This is a genomic window from Streptomyces sp. NBC_00569 (assembly GCF_036345255.1).
GTDB lineage: Bacteria > Actinomycetota > Actinomycetes > Streptomycetales > Streptomycetaceae > Streptomyces.
The window spans coordinates 1,272,152-1,288,385 of sequence record NZ_CP107783.1; the positions used below are offsets into that span (position 1 = coordinate 1,272,152).

Annotated in this window: 13 protein-coding genes and 1 pseudogene; 6 read left to right on the forward strand and 8 right to left on the reverse strand. The window is 70.4% G+C overall.

Features of this window, described 5'->3' with window-relative positions:
- Nucleotides 1–7: 7 nt before the first annotated feature.
- Nucleotides 8–256: pseudogene (locus OHO83_RS05905) on the reverse strand (DUF6457 domain-containing protein); the annotation flags it as partial.
- Nucleotides 257–324: 68 nt separating this feature from the next.
- Nucleotides 325–1,332: a GTP 3',8-cyclase MoaA gene (moaA, locus tag OHO83_RS05910; protein WP_266680178.1), complete on the reverse strand. Its 1,008-nt coding sequence runs from the start codon at nt 1,330–1,332 to the stop codon at nt 325–327.
- Nucleotides 1,333–1,837: 505 nt separating this feature from the next.
- Here moaA and OHO83_RS05915 point away from each other — a divergent pair.
- From OHO83_RS05915 to OHO83_RS05925, 3 genes are all read left to right on the forward strand, one after another.
- Nucleotides 1,838–4,132: an FdhF/YdeP family oxidoreductase gene (locus OHO83_RS05915; protein WP_266678159.1), complete on the forward strand. Its 2,295-nt coding sequence runs from the start codon at nt 1,838–1,840 to the stop codon at nt 4,130–4,132.
- A 368-nt stretch (nt 4,133–4,500) separates the two neighbouring features.
- Nucleotides 4,501–5,337, forward strand: coding sequence for a formate dehydrogenase accessory sulfurtransferase FdhD (fdhD, locus tag OHO83_RS05920; RefSeq protein WP_266678157.1), 837 nt, complete (start codon nt 4,501–4,503; stop codon nt 5,335–5,337).
- 76 nt (nt 5,338–5,413) lie between these two features.
- Nucleotides 5,414–6,343 carry a LysR family transcriptional regulator gene (locus OHO83_RS05925; RefSeq protein WP_266678155.1) on the forward strand — a complete coding sequence of 310 codons (930 nt, stop codon included), beginning with the start codon at nt 5,414–5,416 and terminating at the stop codon, nt 6,341–6,343.
- A gap of 10 nt (nt 6,344–6,353) precedes the next feature.
- Here the strand turns inward: OHO83_RS05925 and OHO83_RS05930 are convergent, their stop codons facing one another.
- From OHO83_RS05930 to OHO83_RS05940, 3 genes are read right to left on the reverse strand one after another with little or no spacing between them, the layout of a single operon-like run.
- Nucleotides 6,354–6,815, reverse strand: coding sequence for a GreA/GreB family elongation factor (locus OHO83_RS05930; protein ID WP_266678153.1), 462 nt, complete (start codon nt 6,813–6,815; stop codon nt 6,354–6,356).
- A gap of 41 nt (nt 6,816–6,856) precedes the next feature.
- The gene (locus OHO83_RS05935; protein WP_266678151.1) at nt 6,857–7,132 is read right to left on the reverse strand and encodes a hypothetical protein; all 276 of its coding nucleotides are present in this window, start codon (nt 7,130–7,132) and stop codon (nt 6,857–6,859) included.
- A 43-nt stretch (nt 7,133–7,175) separates the two neighbouring features.
- Complete coding sequence (locus OHO83_RS05940) at nt 7,176–9,731, reverse strand: ATP-dependent Clp protease ATP-binding subunit (RefSeq protein ID WP_266678149.1); 2,556 nt, start codon at nt 9,729–9,731, stop codon at nt 7,176–7,178.
- Between the two features lie 221 nt (nt 9,732–9,952).
- Between OHO83_RS05940 and OHO83_RS05945 the strand changes: the two genes are divergently transcribed.
- Complete coding sequence (locus OHO83_RS05945; protein WP_266678147.1) at nt 9,953–10,426, forward strand: Hsp20/alpha crystallin family protein; 474 nt, start codon at nt 9,953–9,955, stop codon at nt 10,424–10,426.
- 76 nt (nt 10,427–10,502) lie between these two features.
- On the opposite strand, the gene OHO83_RS05950 is transcribed toward OHO83_RS05945, so the two are convergent.
- Together OHO83_RS05950 and OHO83_RS05955 are read right to left on the reverse strand one after the other, a co-directional pair.
- Nucleotides 10,503–12,251, reverse strand: a complete 1,749-nt coding sequence (locus OHO83_RS05950; protein ID WP_266678145.1) for a PP2C family protein-serine/threonine phosphatase — start codon at nt 12,249–12,251, stop codon at nt 10,503–10,505.
- A 40-nt stretch (nt 12,252–12,291) separates the two neighbouring features.
- A complete protein-coding gene (locus tag OHO83_RS05955; RefSeq protein WP_266678143.1) occupies nt 12,292–12,924 on the reverse strand; it encodes a DUF1345 domain-containing protein in 633 nt (210 codons plus the stop codon).
- Nucleotides 12,925–13,116: 192 nt separating this feature from the next.
- Here OHO83_RS05955 and OHO83_RS05960 point away from each other — a divergent pair, with 192 nt between their 5' ends.
- Both OHO83_RS05960 and OHO83_RS05965 read left to right on the forward strand, forming a co-directional pair.
- On the forward strand, nt 13,117–14,895 hold the full coding sequence (locus tag OHO83_RS05960) for an FUSC family protein (protein WP_266678141.1): 1,779 nt from the start codon (nt 13,117–13,119) through the stop codon (nt 14,893–14,895).
- Nucleotides 14,896–14,946: 51 nt separating this feature from the next.
- Complete coding sequence (locus tag OHO83_RS05965; protein ID WP_266678139.1) at nt 14,947–15,345, forward strand: thioesterase family protein; 399 nt, start codon at nt 14,947–14,949, stop codon at nt 15,343–15,345.
- A 199-nt stretch (nt 15,346–15,544) separates the two neighbouring features.
- Here the strand turns inward: OHO83_RS05965 and OHO83_RS05970 are convergent, their stop codons facing one another.
- A complete protein-coding gene (locus tag OHO83_RS05970; RefSeq protein WP_266678137.1) occupies nt 15,545–16,123 on the reverse strand; it encodes a dihydrofolate reductase family protein in 579 nt (192 codons plus the stop codon).
- Nucleotides 16,124–16,234 lie beyond the last annotated feature (111 nt).

Here is a 16,234-nt window from a genome sequence, read left to right on the forward strand (position 1 = left end):
GCCGGGGTCATGCGGTGCCCGCGCTGTTCTCGGGCTCGGCAGCCCAGCGCTCGGCCAGCGCCGTCACCCTGCGGTTCGCCTCGGCGACGGCCTCGGGCCCGCCGCCCGCCCGCGCGGCGGCATAGCCGACCAGGAACGAGGTCAGTGGCGCCGCCGGGCGGGCCACACCATGGGCGACGACCTTCGTCATGTCGAGCAGTTCGGCGACGTCGACGTCAAGGTCGACACCGAGTTCGGACTTGACGTCCTCGATCCATTTGCGCATCCAGCTCACCTTTGTTCGTCTCTTCCGCCCGTTGTCCGTCTCGGGCGGCTCTGGGCCCGTCAGCCGCCGATGGCCGACATCGGGCGGTCCGGGCGGCGGAACTCCGGGCTGTCGATCGCGTGGCCGGGGCCCTTGCCGCCGACCGAGGTCCGCCACGCCGCCTCCACCGTCGCGTCGTCGGCGCCACAGCGCAGCAGGGACCGCAGGTCGGACTCCTCGGTGGCGAAGAGGCAGTTGCGCAACTGCCCGTCGGCCGTCAGCCGCACGCGGTCGCAAGTTCCGCAGAACGGTCGGGTGACACTGGCGATGACACCCACCAGGGCGTCCGTGCCGGCGATCCGCCACTCCTCCGCGGGCGCGTTGTCCTGCCGCCCGACCGGTACCAGCTCGAAGCGCTCGCCGAGCCGGTCGAGGACCTCCGCCGCCGTGACCATCCGGTCCCGGTCCCAGGCACCCTGAGCATCGAGCGGCATCGATTCGATGAACCGCATCTGACAGCCGTGCTCCATCGCGAACGCGGTCAGGTCGACGATCTCGTCGTCGTTGACCCCCCGCACCGGCACCGCGTTGATCTTCACGGGGTTCAGTCCCGCGTCACGCGCGGCCGAGAGGCCGGCCAGTACGTCCTTGATCCGGTCGCGCCGGGTGATCTCGGCGAACCGCTCCGGGCGCAGCGTGTCGAGGCTGACGTTGACCCGGCTCAGCCCGGCCTCCCGCAGGGCGACCGCACTGCGCGCCAGACCGATGCCGTTGGTGGTGATCGACAGTTCCGGGGCCGGGTCCAGGGCGGACAGGCGGGCCACCAGACCGGGCAGGCCCCGGCGCAGCAGCGGCTCACCACCGGTCAGCCGGACCTCGGTGATCCCCAGGCGCCCGGTGCCGATACGGACCAGACGTACGACCTCGTCGTCGGTGAGGACTTCGGCACGGGGCAGCCAGTCCAGCCCCTCGGCCGGCATGCAGTAGGTGCACCGCAGGTTGCAGCGGTCGGTCAGCGAGACCCGCAGGTCCGTGTGGACCCGCCCGAAGCGGTCCACGAGGGGCGACGGAATGCCGGGCCGCTCCACACGGACCGGAAGCCGTTCCACGGTGTGGTGCCGGGGCGGACCGGGGTCGGCCGGATCGTCGCTGTGATCAAGCACGGTTGCGCCCTCCCATGAAATACCGGAAACCGGGGTCGGTGAATCATTAGAGACCAGGCCTCGCGAATTATCCAGGGGTCGGAATCCGCAACCTTTCCCCACTCCACCCGTTCCCCGCTCGTCGATCATCATCGATAAATGGCCCGGAGAAGTCAAAGAGGGGCCCTCGATGGCATCATCAGTCAGGGCTATCAGGTCTCAGACCCCAGGCGGGACAAGGGATCCGCGGTGATAAGCGGCACCTATCAGGTGATCGGAAACGCCTCTTTGACGGCGTCCGTGAATTGCAGGATGCTTCTCTCGCGGCCATGAGGCATAAACGTGACCGGCACGCATAGGTACACCGCGTAAAAGCGAAAACGAAAAACAGGCCGCCGGTTCCCGGGGACCCGTCCACCCAGGTCCATGGAAGAAAGAGGCAGACCAGATCATGAGCAGCGGCATCGAGGACCCGGTCGACGACCTGACGGTCACGCCCCCCAAGACCTGGGCGACGGGTCTGCCCGCCGTGACGCACGCGCTGGAGTACTCCCTCAGCCAGACGTCCCCGCGCCGCACCATGCTGACGCTGCTGAACATCAACCAGGCCAAGGGCATCGACTGCCCCGGCTGTGCCTGGCCCGAGCCCGCGCCGGGCAAGCGGCACATGAACGAGTACTGCGAGAACGGCGCCAAGCACATCAACGACGAGGCCACCTCGCGCCGCGTCACCCGTGACTTCTTCCGCGAGCACTCGATCGCCGAACTGGCCGCCAAGTCGGACTACTGGCTCAACCAGCAGGGCCGGCTGACCGAGCCGATGGTCAAGCGCCCCGGCGCGACGCACTACGAACCGATCGGCTGGGACGAGGCGTTCGGCATCCTCGCCAAGGAGCTCAAGCAGCTCACCTCCCCCGACGAGGCTCTCTTCTACGTCTCCGGCCGCCTCAACAACGAGGCCGCGTTCCTCCTCCAGCTCTTCGCCCGCGCGTACGGCACCAACAATCTGCCGGACTGCTCCAACATGTGCCACGAGTCCAGCGGCTCGGCCATGTCGGAGACCCTGGGAGTCGGCAAGGGCACGGTCTCCCTCGACGACCTGGAGAACTCCGACCTGGTCTTCGTCGTGGGCCAGAACCCGGGCACCAACCACCCGCGCATGCTGTCCTCGCTGGAGGAGACCAAGCGCAACGGCGGCAAGGTCGTCGCCGTCAACACGCTCCCCGAGGCCGGCCTGCTGCGCTTCAAGCACCCCCAGCGCCCGCGCGGCATCATCGGCAAGGGCACGCAGATCGCCGACCAGTTCCTGCACATCAGGGCCGGCGGCGACCTCGCCCTGTTCCAGGCCCTGAACCTGCTGCTCCTGGAGGCCGAGGACGCCAACCCCGGCACGGTGATCGACCACGCGTTCATCGAGAAGAACACCATCGGCTTCGAGGCCTTCGAGAAGCACGCGCGCCAGGTCACCTGGGAGCACATCCACGACGCCACCGGCCTGTCCCGTGAGGAGATCGACGAGGTCTTCGAGCGCGTCCTGAAGGCCAGGTCGGTCATCGTGTGCTGGGCGATGGGCCTCACCCAGCACAAGCACGGAGTCCCCTCCATCCGCGAAGTCATCAACTTCCTCATGCTGCGCGGCAACATCGGCAAGCCCGGCGCGGGCGCGTGCCCGGTGCGCGGCCACAGCAACGTGCAGGGCGACCGCACGATGGGCGTGTGGGAGCGGATGCCGCAGAAGTTCCTGGACTCCCTGGGCAAGGAATTCGGCTTCACGCCGCCCAGCCACCACGGCCTGGACGCCGTCGACGGCATCCGCGCCATGTACGAGAGGCGCGCCAAGTTCTTCCTCGGCGTCGCCGGCAACTTCGTGCGCGCCACCCCCGACAGCGAGGTCACCGAGCAGGCGATGCGCAACTGCAGCCTGACGGCCCACGTCTCGACGAAGCTCAACCGCTCCCACACCGTGTGCGGCGAGACGGCGCTGATCCTGCCCACCCTGGGCCGCAGCGACAAGGACTTCCAGGCCACCGGCGAACAGTTCATCACCGTCGAGGACTCGATGAGCGACGTGCACGCCTCCCGCGGCAAGCTGCCGCCGGCCTCCCCGCACCTGCTCAGCGAGGTCGCCATCATCAGCCGCATGGCCCTCGCGACCATCGGCGACAAGTACGGCATCCCGTGGCAGGGCTTCGAGGACGACTACGGCACCGTCCGCGACCGGATCTCGCGCGTCGTCCCGGGCTTCGAGGACTTCAACGTGCGAGTCTCCGCGCCGGGAGGCTTCAACCTGCCCAACCCGGCCAACCACGGTGTCTTCAACACCCCCAGCGGCAAGGCCGTGTTCACGCAGAACGACTTCACGATGCCGCACGTGCCCGAGGGCCACCTGCTGCTCCAGACGCTGCGTTCGCACGACCAGTGGAACACCGTCTGGTACGCGCCCAACGACCGTTACCGCGGCATCCACAACGCCCGCCGCGTCGTCATGGTGAACCCCGCCGACCTCAAGGCGCTCGGCATCGAGGACGGCGACATGGTCGACCTGGTCAGCGTCTGGCACGACGACAGGGAGCGCCGCGCCGAGAACTTCAAGGTCGTCGCCTACCCGGCGAGCCGCGGATCCGCTGCGGCCTACTACCCCGAGACGAACGTCCTGGTCCCGCTGGACAGCGTCGCCGACATCAGCAACTGCCCCACTTCCAAGGGAGTTGTGGTGCGCCTGGAGCCCGTCGCCACTCCGAGCTGACCCGAAGGCGCCGACGCTCACGACGGGCACCGCCGCCCAGCCCTTGGCCGGCCCTGCTCGGCGCCGGATACGGACTCCCCCGGCGTCCGGCCTGAGGGAGGCGAAGCCCCCCGGCGGCGGTCCTCCATAAGGGTGCCACCTGCGCGGCTTCCGCGCACCGCTCTCCCGCCGGCCCTCACGGCGGGTGCCGACACCGCGCCTGCCCTGAGCTCCCGGCGGGCACGGCGGCCGTGGGCCTGGTGTGCCTGGCCGTCACGGCGACGCACAGCCGACTGGGTCTTCCTTGAGCGCACGGCCGCAGGACGCGGCCCGCCGTGGGTCATATCGTCGACACATCGGAGTACTGCTCCGAGGAGAGGAGCAACATCATGGGACGCGTGACCGCGCGCCGGCGTGTGCTGCGAGTTCGGGACGGGGTGTCCTCGTACCGGCCCGACACCATGGCCGTCGAGGAGCCGATGGAGATCAGGGTGGGCGGGCGTCCGCTCACGGTGACCATGCGGACACCGGGCGACGACTTCGATCTCGCGGCCGGGTTCCTGGTGAGCGAGGGCGTGGTGCACTCCGCCGGCGATGTGGCCGGGATCCGCTACTGCGCGGGCGCCACGTCCGACGGCGGCAACACGTACAACGTCGTGGATGTGGCCCTGGGCCCCGGCGTGGCCGCCCCCGACGCCTCTCTCGAGCGGAACTTCTACACGACGTCCTCGTGCGGGCTGTGCGGCAAGGCGAGCCTGGACGCGGTGCGCACCTCGGCGGCGTGGACCGTCTCCGAGGATCCGCTGCGCGTCGGCCCCGAGCTGGTGACGGCGTTGCCGGACCGGCTGCGGGCGGCCCAGAAGGTGTTCGACAGCACGGGCGGCCTGCACGCCGCCGCCCTGTTCGGCGCCGACGGGGAGATGCTGTGCCTGCGCGAGGACGTCGGCCGGCACAACGCCGTCGACAAGGTCGTCGGCCACGCACTGCGCGAGGGGCTGCTGCCGCTGCGCGAGACCGTTCTGATGGTGAGCGGCCGGGCCTCCTTCGAGCTGGTGCAGAAGGCGCTGATGGCGGGAATCCCGATGCTGGCGGCCGTCTCCGCCCCGTCGTCGCTCGCCGTGGACCTCGCCGCCGAGAGCGGCCTGACCCTGATCGGATTCCTGCGCGGCACCTCGATGAACGTCTACACCGGTGCCGAGCGGCTGGCACAGGTGCCCGTGCCCTGAGGTCCTGACCGGTGACTCGTCCGGCGGCCGGCGGGCCCGATTCGCTTTCCCCTGGGCCGTCGGGTAGACCCGTGGCGTGCTGTTTCGCCAACTCGAATACCTGGTGGCCCTCTCGCGGGAGCGCCACTTCGCCCGCGCCGCCCAGGCCTGCTACGTCTCCCAGCCCGCCCTCTCGGAGGCGATCCGCAAGCTGGAGGAGGAGCTGGACGTGCCGCTGGTCCGGCGCGGCCGCAAGTACGAGGGCCTCACGCCCGAGGGTGAGCGCATCGTGGTGTGGGCGCAGCGGATCCTGGCCGATCGCGACGCGCTCAAGGACGAGGTCGGCGCGCTGCGCACCGGGCTGAGCGGCCGGATGCGGATCGGCTCGGTCCCGACCGCGTCCGGCGCCGTCTCCCTGCTGACCGGCCCGTTCTGCGCGGAGCACCCGCTGGTGACCGTGGAGGTGAAAGCGGATCTCCAGTCGCGGGACATCCTGAGGCAGTTGCAGAACTTCGAGATCGACGCCGGAATCACGTATCTGCACGAGGACCTCGCGGAGCACTTCCACACCGTCCCGCTGTATCAGGAGCGGTACGTGCTCCTGATCACGGCCGCCGATGCCCTGGCTCATCGGACGACGGCGACGTGGGAAGAAGCGTCGCTGCTGGCGCTGTGCCTGCTGACCGACTCCATGCAGGGGCGCCGGGTGCTGGACGAGGTGTTCGCCGAGGCCGGGACCCGGCCGTCGCCCCGGATCGAGACCGACTCGGTGGGCGCGCTGTTCGCCCATGTCAGGACGGGCCGGTGGGCGAGCGTCGTCCCGCACGCGTGGCTGCACGTCTTCGGCGTCCCGCACGGCATGCGGGCGGTGCCCCTCGTCGAGCCCGCCCGGACGGTGCCGGTCGGTCTGGTGGTCACGGCCCGCGAGCCGGGCTCGGTCATGGCCCGCGCACTGGTGGAAGTCGCCCGTCACACCGACGTGGCCGCCGCGCTGGAACGCCTCCCGGGCGATCCCGCGGTCCCGTAGACGCGTCCGGCTACGCGCCGAGGGACACGACCGTGACCGTCGCCCGCCCGTCGGGCGCGTCGTAGCTGACGCTGTCGCCGGCCCGGTGTCCCAGCAGCGCGCTGCCGAGCGGGCTGTCGGCGGTGACCAGTGTCGGGTCGAGGACCGCCGCGCCCTCGCCGATCTGGACGGTCGCCACCGAACCGTCCGCGTACCGCACCTCGACCGTGCTGCCCACACCCACCACGTCCGTGCTGGGCGAGCCCGCGTCGGCGGCGCCGCGCAGGCGCACCTTGATCTCGTCGATGCGCGCGTCGAGGCGGTCCACCTCGTCGGAGCGGATCAACTCGTCGGCCTGGTCGGCGTGGTCGCCCACCTCGGTGGTGTCCTGCAACGTGGCGGCGTCCGCGTTGCGTTCGGCCGTCACGTCGGCGAGCTCCTGCTCGAGTGCGCGGCGCTCGGCGTCGCTCATCGGTTCGGGCTCTCCGCTCATTCCTGGCTCCCTTCGCCCGTCGTGGCCGGTGTGCGGGAAGGTCACCTGTCGTAGCGGGTCGGCGGGAACGCGTCCCGCTGTGCCCGGGACATCTTGCCGCTCGGCATCTCGCCGCTGTCGACCTCGCGGTCGACCTCGTTCTGGATCGCCTCGTACTGTTTCGCGGGCCGCTCGGGCTTCTTCACGCGCAGCCCGACGTCCCGCAGGTCCTCCTGGGTGCGCCTTTCGAGGGCATCCACGTCGGGGCGCAGGGGCATGCCCCGTCGGTCGTCGGGGTTGCCCTCGACGGCTCGGTTGGACTTGTGGTGATGGACCATGTGTCCTCCTTGGTTCAGGCGCCGTCAGGCGCGCCCGACCGGATCAGGCGTCGGGAGTCTGCTGCGCCTCGGCCGCGGGCGGTTCCTCCGCGGCGCCTTCGGCCTTCGCGTCCTTCGCGACGTCGTCCTTGCGCACGGTGCAGTGGATGGTGTCGTTCACCACGTCCGCGACGATGGTGTCCCCGGGCTCCGCGTCACCGCTCAGCAGGATCGACGCGATCCTGTTGTCGAGTTCGGCCTGGATCGTGCGCCGCAGCGGACGCGCGCCGAACTCCGGCTGGTGGCCGTGGGCGACGAGGAGCTTCTTGGCCGCCTCGGTGACGTCCAGGGTCATGCCCTGGCCGAGCACCCGGCGCTTGCTCCGGTCCAGGAGGTGGTCCACGATCTGCGACAGGTCGTCCTCGGTGAGGCCGTGGAAGATGATGATGTCGTCGATGCGGTTGAGGAACTCGGGCAGGAACCGGCCCTGCAGGTCCTCCATGAGATCGCCCTTGATCTCGGACACGTCGCCGTGGTGCGCGAGGATCCGGTGGGCGCCGATGTTCGAGGTCATGATGATGACGCAGTGGCGGAAGTCGACCGTGCGGCCCTGGCCGTCGGTGAGACGTCCGTCGTCGAGGATCTGGAGCAGGGTGTTGAAGACGTCGGGGTGTGCCTTCTCCACCTCGTCGAACAGCACGACGCTGTACGGCTGCCGGCGGACCTTCTCGGTGAGCTGGCCGGCCTCCTCGTAACCGACGTATCCGGGAGGGGCGCCGACGAGGCGGGCGACGGTGTGCTTCTCCTGGAACTCGCTCATGTCGAAGCGGATCATGTGATCCTCGTCGCCGAACAGCAGGTCGGCGAGGGTCTTCGCGAGTTCGGTCTTGCCGACGCCGGTGGGGCCCAGGAAGAGGAAGGAGCCCACGGGACGGTTGGGATCGCCCATGCCCGCGCGGTTGCGCCGCACGGCCTCGGAGACCGCGGTGACCGCCTCGTTCTGGCCGACGATCCTCGAGTGCATCTCCGCTTCGAGGTTGAGGAGCTTCTCCTTCTCGCTCGCGGTGAGCTGGGAGACGGGGATGCCGGTGCGGCGGGAGACGACGTCGGCGATGTCCGCCTCGGTGACCGAGACGACGCCCTCGCGCCGCTCCTCGATGCCCGCGAGTTCGCCCTCCAGCTCGGCGATCTGCCGCTTGAACTCCGACGCCTTCTCGAAGTCCTCACCGGCCACGGCCTCTTGCTGCTCACGCCGAAGCTTGGCGATGCGGTCCTCGCGGCTGACGACCTCGGTGGAGCGCCCGGCGCTGCGCAGCCGCACGCGCGCGCCTGCCTGGTCCATCAGGTCGATGGCCTTGTCGGGCAGGAACCGGTCGCTGATGTAGCGGTCGGAGAGCTCGGCGGCCGCCGCCAGGGCGCCGTCGGCGAAGCGGACCTGGTGGTGGGCCTCGTACGCGTCGCGCAGCCCCTCCAGGATCTGCACCGTCTGCTCGACGGTCGGCTCCGGAATCAGTACGGGCTGGAAGCGGCGCTCCAGCGCCGCGTCCTTCTCGATGTGTTTGCGGTACTCGTCGATGGTCGTCGCGCCCACGAGCTGCAGCTCGCCGCGCGCGAGGGCGGGCTTCAGCATGTTGCCCGCGTCCATGGCGCCCTCGCCGGTCGCTCCCGCGCCCACGACGGTGTGCAGCTCGTCGATGAACAGGATGATGCTGCCGCCGGCGTCCTGGACGTCCTCGATGACCTTCTTCAGGCGCTCCTCGAACTGGCCGCGGTACTGCGCGCCGGCCACCATGCCGGAGAGGTCGAGGGAGACAACTCGCTTGTCCTTGAGGGTCTGTGGGACTTCGCCCGCCACGATGCGCTGGGCCAGGCCCTCCACGATGGCGGTCTTTCCGACGCCGGGCTCGCCGATGAGCACGGGATTGTTCTTGGAGCGCCGCGAGAGGATCTCGATGGTCTGCTCGATCTCGTCGGCCCGCCCCACCACCGGGTCGAGCATCCCGGCCTTCGCGTCCTCCGTCAGGTCCCGGCCGTACTCGTCGAGGGTCGTCGCCGGTTTCTTGGCCTCCGCGGGCCCTTCCGAGCGGGACGTCTGGTCCGCGAGGTTCTCCAGGCGGTCCGGGCTGAAGCCCTGCGCGCGCAGCAGTCGGGCGGCGCCGCTGTCGGAGTCGCTCAGGAGCGCCGCGAGGATGTGCTCGGGGCCGATGTACGAGGCCCCGGCGGCCTGCGAGTGCGAGTAGGCGGCCTGGAGCGTGCGCTTGGCCGCCGGGGTGAGTCCGGGCTCCGCCGACGGCTGGCCGGACTCCTGCGGCAGGACCGCGGCGACTTCCTTCGACAGGGCGTCGGGGTCCACTCCGATATGGGAGAGCAGTTTCCGTGTCGGACCGATCTTCGTGGTCGCCCAGAGCAGGTGCTCGGTGTCGAGATCGGAGGTCCCGTCCTCGATCGCTTTCTGAGCGGCGAGACCGAGGAGTTCCTGCGACGAATCCGTCAACAGCCGTCCGATCGGCACGCGTTGGACGGCTGGCGGTGAGGAAGCCGGCGACATTCCGAAGAATCGGTTGAACAAGTCACTGAAGGGGTCGGACGAGCCGAACCCTGAACCGAAGGACATCGACATGCCAGCTCCTGATGCCGAGAGAGATTGGTTCAACTCAAGCGCGATGTCAGCTGGGCCGCAACAGCAGCGAAATCGGCGCCCCTGAGCGCCGGATTCACGTCAGTAGGGGAATGCGACCCGATGGCGTGGGCCTGTTTGCGGGGGTGGGGCCCGGGGCGCAGGCTGACGTCAGGGAATCCGGCGGGTGAGCGCCGGATGAGTCGATGGAGTCGGAGAGCATCATGGATGAACGCGCAGACATCACGCGGTCACATCCGGCACGAACTGCCTGGTGGGCCGGGGCCGATCCGGCATCGGAGCTCCAGCATCTGTGGGGCGAGGTGAGCCGTCTGCTGGAGCGTTCTTCGCAGCCGGCAGGCCCTTCGCAGCACTGGATGCCTGTGGTGGAGGAAGCGGACTCGGGTGTCGCTTACGTGGTGCGCGCGGAACTGCCCGGTGTCCGTCGTGAGCGCGTGAACGTAGAGGTGGACGGCAGGGAACTGCACATCTCCGGTTCCGTCGAGGAAACCACGGACGGAAATGCTCTGCGTCGCCGGTCAGGGACCTTCTCCTACGGAGTTCGTGTTCCCGGCGATGTCGATATCGATCGTATCCAGGCAGATATGGCGGACGGCGTTCTGACGCTGCGCCTGCCGAAGACCGCTGCGGTGACGCGGCGAAAGATCGAAATCCGCGCCGAGGGCAACGACAAATAGGGGCTGAGCGGCGCCTTGCCCCTCTCAGTGTCCCCCTGCCCGGCCCGGACGTCCTGCCGGCGGGGAACGGCGGGGGTCAGTGTTCAGGACCGCCGGGCGGCGACGTCGGCACGCGCAGGCGCCGCACGAGGAGCAGCGTCGCGTCATCGGTCTGGTGGGCACCGGCCATGTCCTGCGCGACGGCCTGCCCGTAGCGCTCCAGGCCGTCGTGGCCGGCTGTGATGCCTCCTCGGGCCAGGCGTTCCGCCACGCGCAGCAGGCGCGCCATGTCGGTGTCGAGGTCGCTGCCGCGCCGCTCGACGAGCCCGTCGGTGTACATCAGCACCACATCGCCCGGTGACAGCGTCGTCTCCGTGGCGGTGTACGTCGCCCCCGGCACGACCCCGAGCGGCAACCCCGGGCCGTCCGGCGGGTAGGAGAGCAGGCGGGCGCTTCCTCCGCGCACCAGTACGGGCCGGGGGTGGCCGGCGCACACCCAGCGCAGGAGCGACGTGGCGGGGTGGAAGCGGGCCACGATGGCGGTGGCGGTGGACTCCGGCCCATCGTCGCAGGCGACATGGTTGAGCCAGGCGGTCAGCTTCTCGACCGGCTCGTCGGTGTAGGCGAGGCCGGCCAGGGCGTAGCGGAGTTTGGCCATGAGGGTGACCGCCTCCAGACCGTGCCCGCGCGCGTCGCCGATCGCGAGGAGCGCCCGGCCGCTGGGCAGCACGCGGGCCTTGAACCAGTCCCCCCCGACCCCCGCGGCTTCGGGGTCCGGGCAGTACACCGCCGCGGTGTCGAGGCCCAGGGGAGCCAGCTCGTTCGCGAAGCGGGGCACCACCGCGTCGCGCAGGGTGACGGCGACGTCGGTGAGGCCTCGGGTGCGCTCCCGCTCCGAGTGAGCCTCCTGTTCGGCGTGCTGGGCACGCTCGCGGCTGCGCCGGCCGCGGGTGATGTCCATGATGACGCCGCGCACCCCCCAGACGGGGCCGCCCTGGAGCCGCACGGGTTCGGCCGAGAACCGTACGATCCGGGCCGGCACCCGCGTAAGGGTCAGTTCGCACTCCGCGCTGCGACCCCGCACGATCACGTCCGTCAGCACCTCGTAGAGGGTCCCCCGGTCCCCCGGATCCGTCATCGCCGCCAGGTCCGGGAGGCCGGGCACGGGTGCCACGGGGCCGAGGCCGAGGACCTGCTGCATCCCGTACGACCCGAGGACCGCGCTGTCGCCGAGGTTCCACTCCGCCCAGCAGACCTGGGCCATCCGCTGGGCGGCCCGGGTCAGCGTCTCGCGGTGCCCCCGTTCCCAGGTCAGCAGCAGATGGCCGCCACAGCGGGCGGCACGTACCTCGTTGCTGATGCGCACGACGGGACCGTTGGGCGCGTGCACGAACCACTCCCCGGACACCGGCCCCTGCGGCCGGCCCGTCCGGTACGCGTCGGCGAGCAGGCGCGGCACCCTGCTGTTCTCCATGCTGGGGAACAGGTCGAACAGACGCACACGTCCCGGCCATGGCTGGGACCACGACTCCCACTCGGGCGCGACGGCGGCGGCGTAACGGCGGCACGCCGCGTTCTGCCCGGCGTAGAGGAAGTCCAGCGTTCCGTCGGCGGCGAGGACCGGTTCGATCAGCAGCCCGGGGACCGGCATCGCGTCGAAGAGTTCCTTCGCCTCGCAGGGCGGCATCCCGGCCGCGTCCTGTTCCGGTACCTCTCCTGTGCCCGGCCCGCTCGCCTGCTGTTCCCGTAGTCCGACGTACTCATGGATCCTGCGGCGCTGCTCCGCGATCAGCTCCTCCACGGCACGCGCGTCGCCCGGGGCCTGGCTGCCGACTTTGTCGTCCATGACACCGCCGATTCCCGGTCATGTCACTCCACGGCCGATGTCAGCCGGTGACGATTCCTGTGACGAGGTTGATGGTCGTGGCGAGGATGCTGGTGCCGAAGACGTAGGACAGCAGCGAGTGCCGCAACACCACCGAACGGATCGTCGAGGTCGAGACGTTGGTGTCGGACACCTGATAGGTCATGCCGAGGTTGTAGCTGAAATAGAGGAAGTCCCGGTACGCGGGCGGGTCGTCGTTGTTGAAGTCGATCCCGCCGGCGGCTGTGTAGTACAAGTACGCGTAACGCGTGGCGTACATCAGATGGAGCGCCGCCCAGGCCATGAACACGCCACCGAGGGCGACGGCCGCCGCGGCGTGGCCGCTCTCGGACTTGCCGAGCAGGAGAAGCAGCACGGTGGCGACCAGGCCGCACAGCGCGACGCCGACGATCACGAGCTCGTCGGTGACGGGCTGGAAGTCCTCACGTCGGGCGTTGGCACGGGTGGCTCTGGCATCCATCGGCCACAGCACCGCCCAGCCCGCCAGCACGAAGACCAGCTCCGTCGCGGCGATACCGGAGAGAACACCCAGCGCGGCGTTGTTCACCACCCCGACGATCGCCCCGACCACCGCACCGGCAACCACGGAGACACCGAGCCGGGGGACCGCGGACAAGGGCAGCCATGTGCTCATGGATCAGCACATTAGTCTTTCCGCCACGGGCCAGCCTGGCGAACCCCGCTGCGGGGACACAGACTGGGTTCAGCTCGATCTGCCCCGACCCGGCTCGACTCGACGCAGCTCGAATCGACTCGGCTCGACGCAGCTCGACTCGGCTGCGTTCAGATCAGAACCCCCGCTCGGAGCCGGTGGTATATACCGGACATGCCTACTTCCCGCCGCCCACTCGCCGCCGTGACCAGGCACGGTTGGCGGCCTGCCGTGGTCAGCGCGGTGCGCCTGCTCTCCCCGCGCGGCTCACTCGCGCTCCATCGGGCGGACGGGGCACTTCTCTTCGCCGCGCGCGGCGCCTTGGCGATGGCGCTGGTGGCACTGCCGGTGGCGTTCGCGGGTCGGCCCGACCTCTCCGTGTACGCCATGCTGGGCGCCTTCACGACGACGTTCGGGCGCAACCTGCCCTACCCGCGCCGCTCTCGCGTGCTCGCGATGGTGGCGGTGGCGATGACGGCGTTGGTGGGCTGCGGGTCCGCTCTCGCCGCCTGGGTCCGTCCGGGAGCCGGGGGCTGGGGCGCCGCCGCTGTGGTCACGGCGACGGCGGTGGTCGCCGGGCTGGCGAAGCTGACGTGTGACGCGACCCGGTTGAGCGGGCTCGGCGCGGTGCTCCTGCTGTTCTCCTTCGCGGTGGCGGCCAACGGCTCACCCACCACCGCCGACGTTCTCCCGCAGACCGGGCTCACCGCGGCCGGGGCCACGGTCGCCTGGGTACTCGGAGTGTCCGGCTGGCTGACGCACCCGGACCGGCCGCAGAGATTCGCCGTCGCCAGGGCACTACGGGAGCTCGCCGGACTGCTCACCGAGCCCGGAGGACCGGGCCCGGACGTACAGCAGGCGCGACACCGCACGACCGTCGCGGTGCTCCAGGCGTACCACTCCCTCGGTGTCGCGCCTCCCACGCAGACGGACCGGGCAGGCCGGGAGGGAATCTTCGTACGCCTCACCGACCTGTCCTGGTCGCTGCTGATCAACTCGGCGCGCCGGCCGCCGGCCGACCCCGCCGCGACGGCGGATCAACTGCTCCGACAGGCTGATGTCCTCACCGAGCGGCGCCGCCGGCCGCCGGCACTCCTGCCCGGGCTGCCCCTCGCGTCTCCGGCGGCGCAGGACGGCGTGGACGCGCCCATGACTCCTGTGGCCCCCGCCACCGGACCGGGCCAACCTGTCACCTGGCGCGCCACCGAACTCCTGATGGGACGACGCGCCGGCGGCCCCGAACACCGCGCCGTCCTCGCCGTTCCCGCGGTGCGGATGGTCCTGGGCACCGGGATCGCGGGCGGGCTGGCCGTGGCCGGAGGACTCGAGCACAGCTACTGGGCGTCGATCTCCGCCGCCGCCGTACTGCACTCCGTCAACCTGCGCACCACGGCCCAGCGCGCCGTCCAGCGCACCCTCGGCACGGTCGTCGGCCTGCTCCTCGCCCTGGGCGTGTTGGCCACGGACCCCGAGCCGGTGGCGCTGGCCTGCGTCATCGTGCTCCTCGAATTCCTCCTCGAGTACTTCGTCCCGCGCAACTACGGCCTCGGCGTCGTCTTCCTCACCCCGCTGGCCCTCCTGATGAGCGACCTGGCCTCGCCCGCCCCCGCCGGGCAACTCGTCGCCGACCGCGTGCTGGGCAGCGTGCTCGGCATCGTCGTCGGGCTCGCCTGCGCGCTTGTGGTCGTCCACGACCGTGCCGCGCTGCGCGTCGAGCGTGCGCTGGCCGCCTGCACGCGGGCATCCGATCACGCGGAACGGTCGCTGGCCGAAGGCTCGGGACCCCAGTTCCCGGAGGTGCAGGTCCAACTGGTGCTCGCAGTGGTCGAGTTGCGTGATGCCGACGACGCCGCCGCGGGCGAAGTCTGGCCGGCAGGGATCGATCCCGCCGAACTCGCCGCCGCCGAGCAGCGTGCCTACCTCCTGCTGGAGCGCCTCCACCACCAGCGCTGACGACCGGCGTCCGACGCGCGCGAGACTCCGGGCCCGGGCTAGCGTGGTGTGATGCGCCACGAGGTGTCCGACGCCCACACCGCGAGGGCGGTGGGAAGCGGTGACCTGCCCGTTCTCGCCACCCCGTGGCTGATCGCGTGGATGGAGGCGGCCACCGTACGGGCCGCCGCTCCCTTCACGACGCCGGGCCGGACGACGGTCGGAACCGGTGTGCGCATCAAGCACCTTCGTGCCACACGGGTGGGTGCCTGGGTCGACGTCCTCGCGGAACCGCCCGCAGAGGCTGAGGGCCGACGGCTCACCTTCCTCGTACGGGCCGTGGACTGTACGGGCGAGCTGGTCGCGACGGGCGAGATCGACCGGGCGATCGTCGAACGGCAACGTTTCCTCGCCCAGGCGTCCGCCCGGGGCTCCGGGATCGATCAGGGTGGGCGTGGGGGCCTTCCCTGATGGAAGTGCTCGGCGCCGACGGCAGGATCGACGTCATGACATTCCTCTCGCGACGTTCCCTGTTGGCAGGCAGTGCGGCGGCGGGCGCGATGCCGGCCGGCACGGGACATGCCGTCGCACATACGCCGTCGGGCCCGGCCTGATCGGACACACGCGCCAGGACATGACCGAGCGGGTCGTTTCCGTCCTCACCTCCTGACTATCGGCGGACCTTGTAGCGGAGGTGCAGTACGCGGTCGCCCTGGATCACCACGTGGGGATCCTCGAGGAGATGCTGGGCGTCGACGGGGCCGAAGTACCGTTTGCCGGAGCCGAAGACGACGGGCACGACGTCCATGGCCACCTCGTCCACCACGCCCAGGGCGAGCGCCTGCCCGCCCACCTCGCCGGCGGCCACGGCGACGGTGCGGTCCCCCGCGAGCTCCTTGGCCTTGGCGACTGCCTGCGCCACGTCGTCCACGAAGTAGTACGCCGCCTCGGGGTGCCAGCCCTCGGGCCTCGGCCGGTGGGACACCACGACCACGTGCTCCCCCGCCGGCGGTGCCCCCTCCCAGCCGTTGGTGATGTCGAACAGGTGCCGCCCGATCACCATCGCCCCGATGGCCGCCCACATCGGCCGGACGTACTCGGCCGAGACCTGGGACACCGACACCTTGTCGTTCACGCCGATCTCGGCGTCGCCGTTCGCGTACCAGTCGAAAAGGGGGCCGACCTGATCCTCCGGGTCGGCGATGAAGCCGTCCACGGAAACGACGTTGTGCATCACTACGGTGCCCATCACTTCTCCCAGGGATTGCGACCTGTGCCGCGGGGGCTTCCGGCCTTCGTACATACATAGACCGCGCACTCCCCTGGGACTCATCGCCCGGCGGTGAGGTACGCCGGGGCG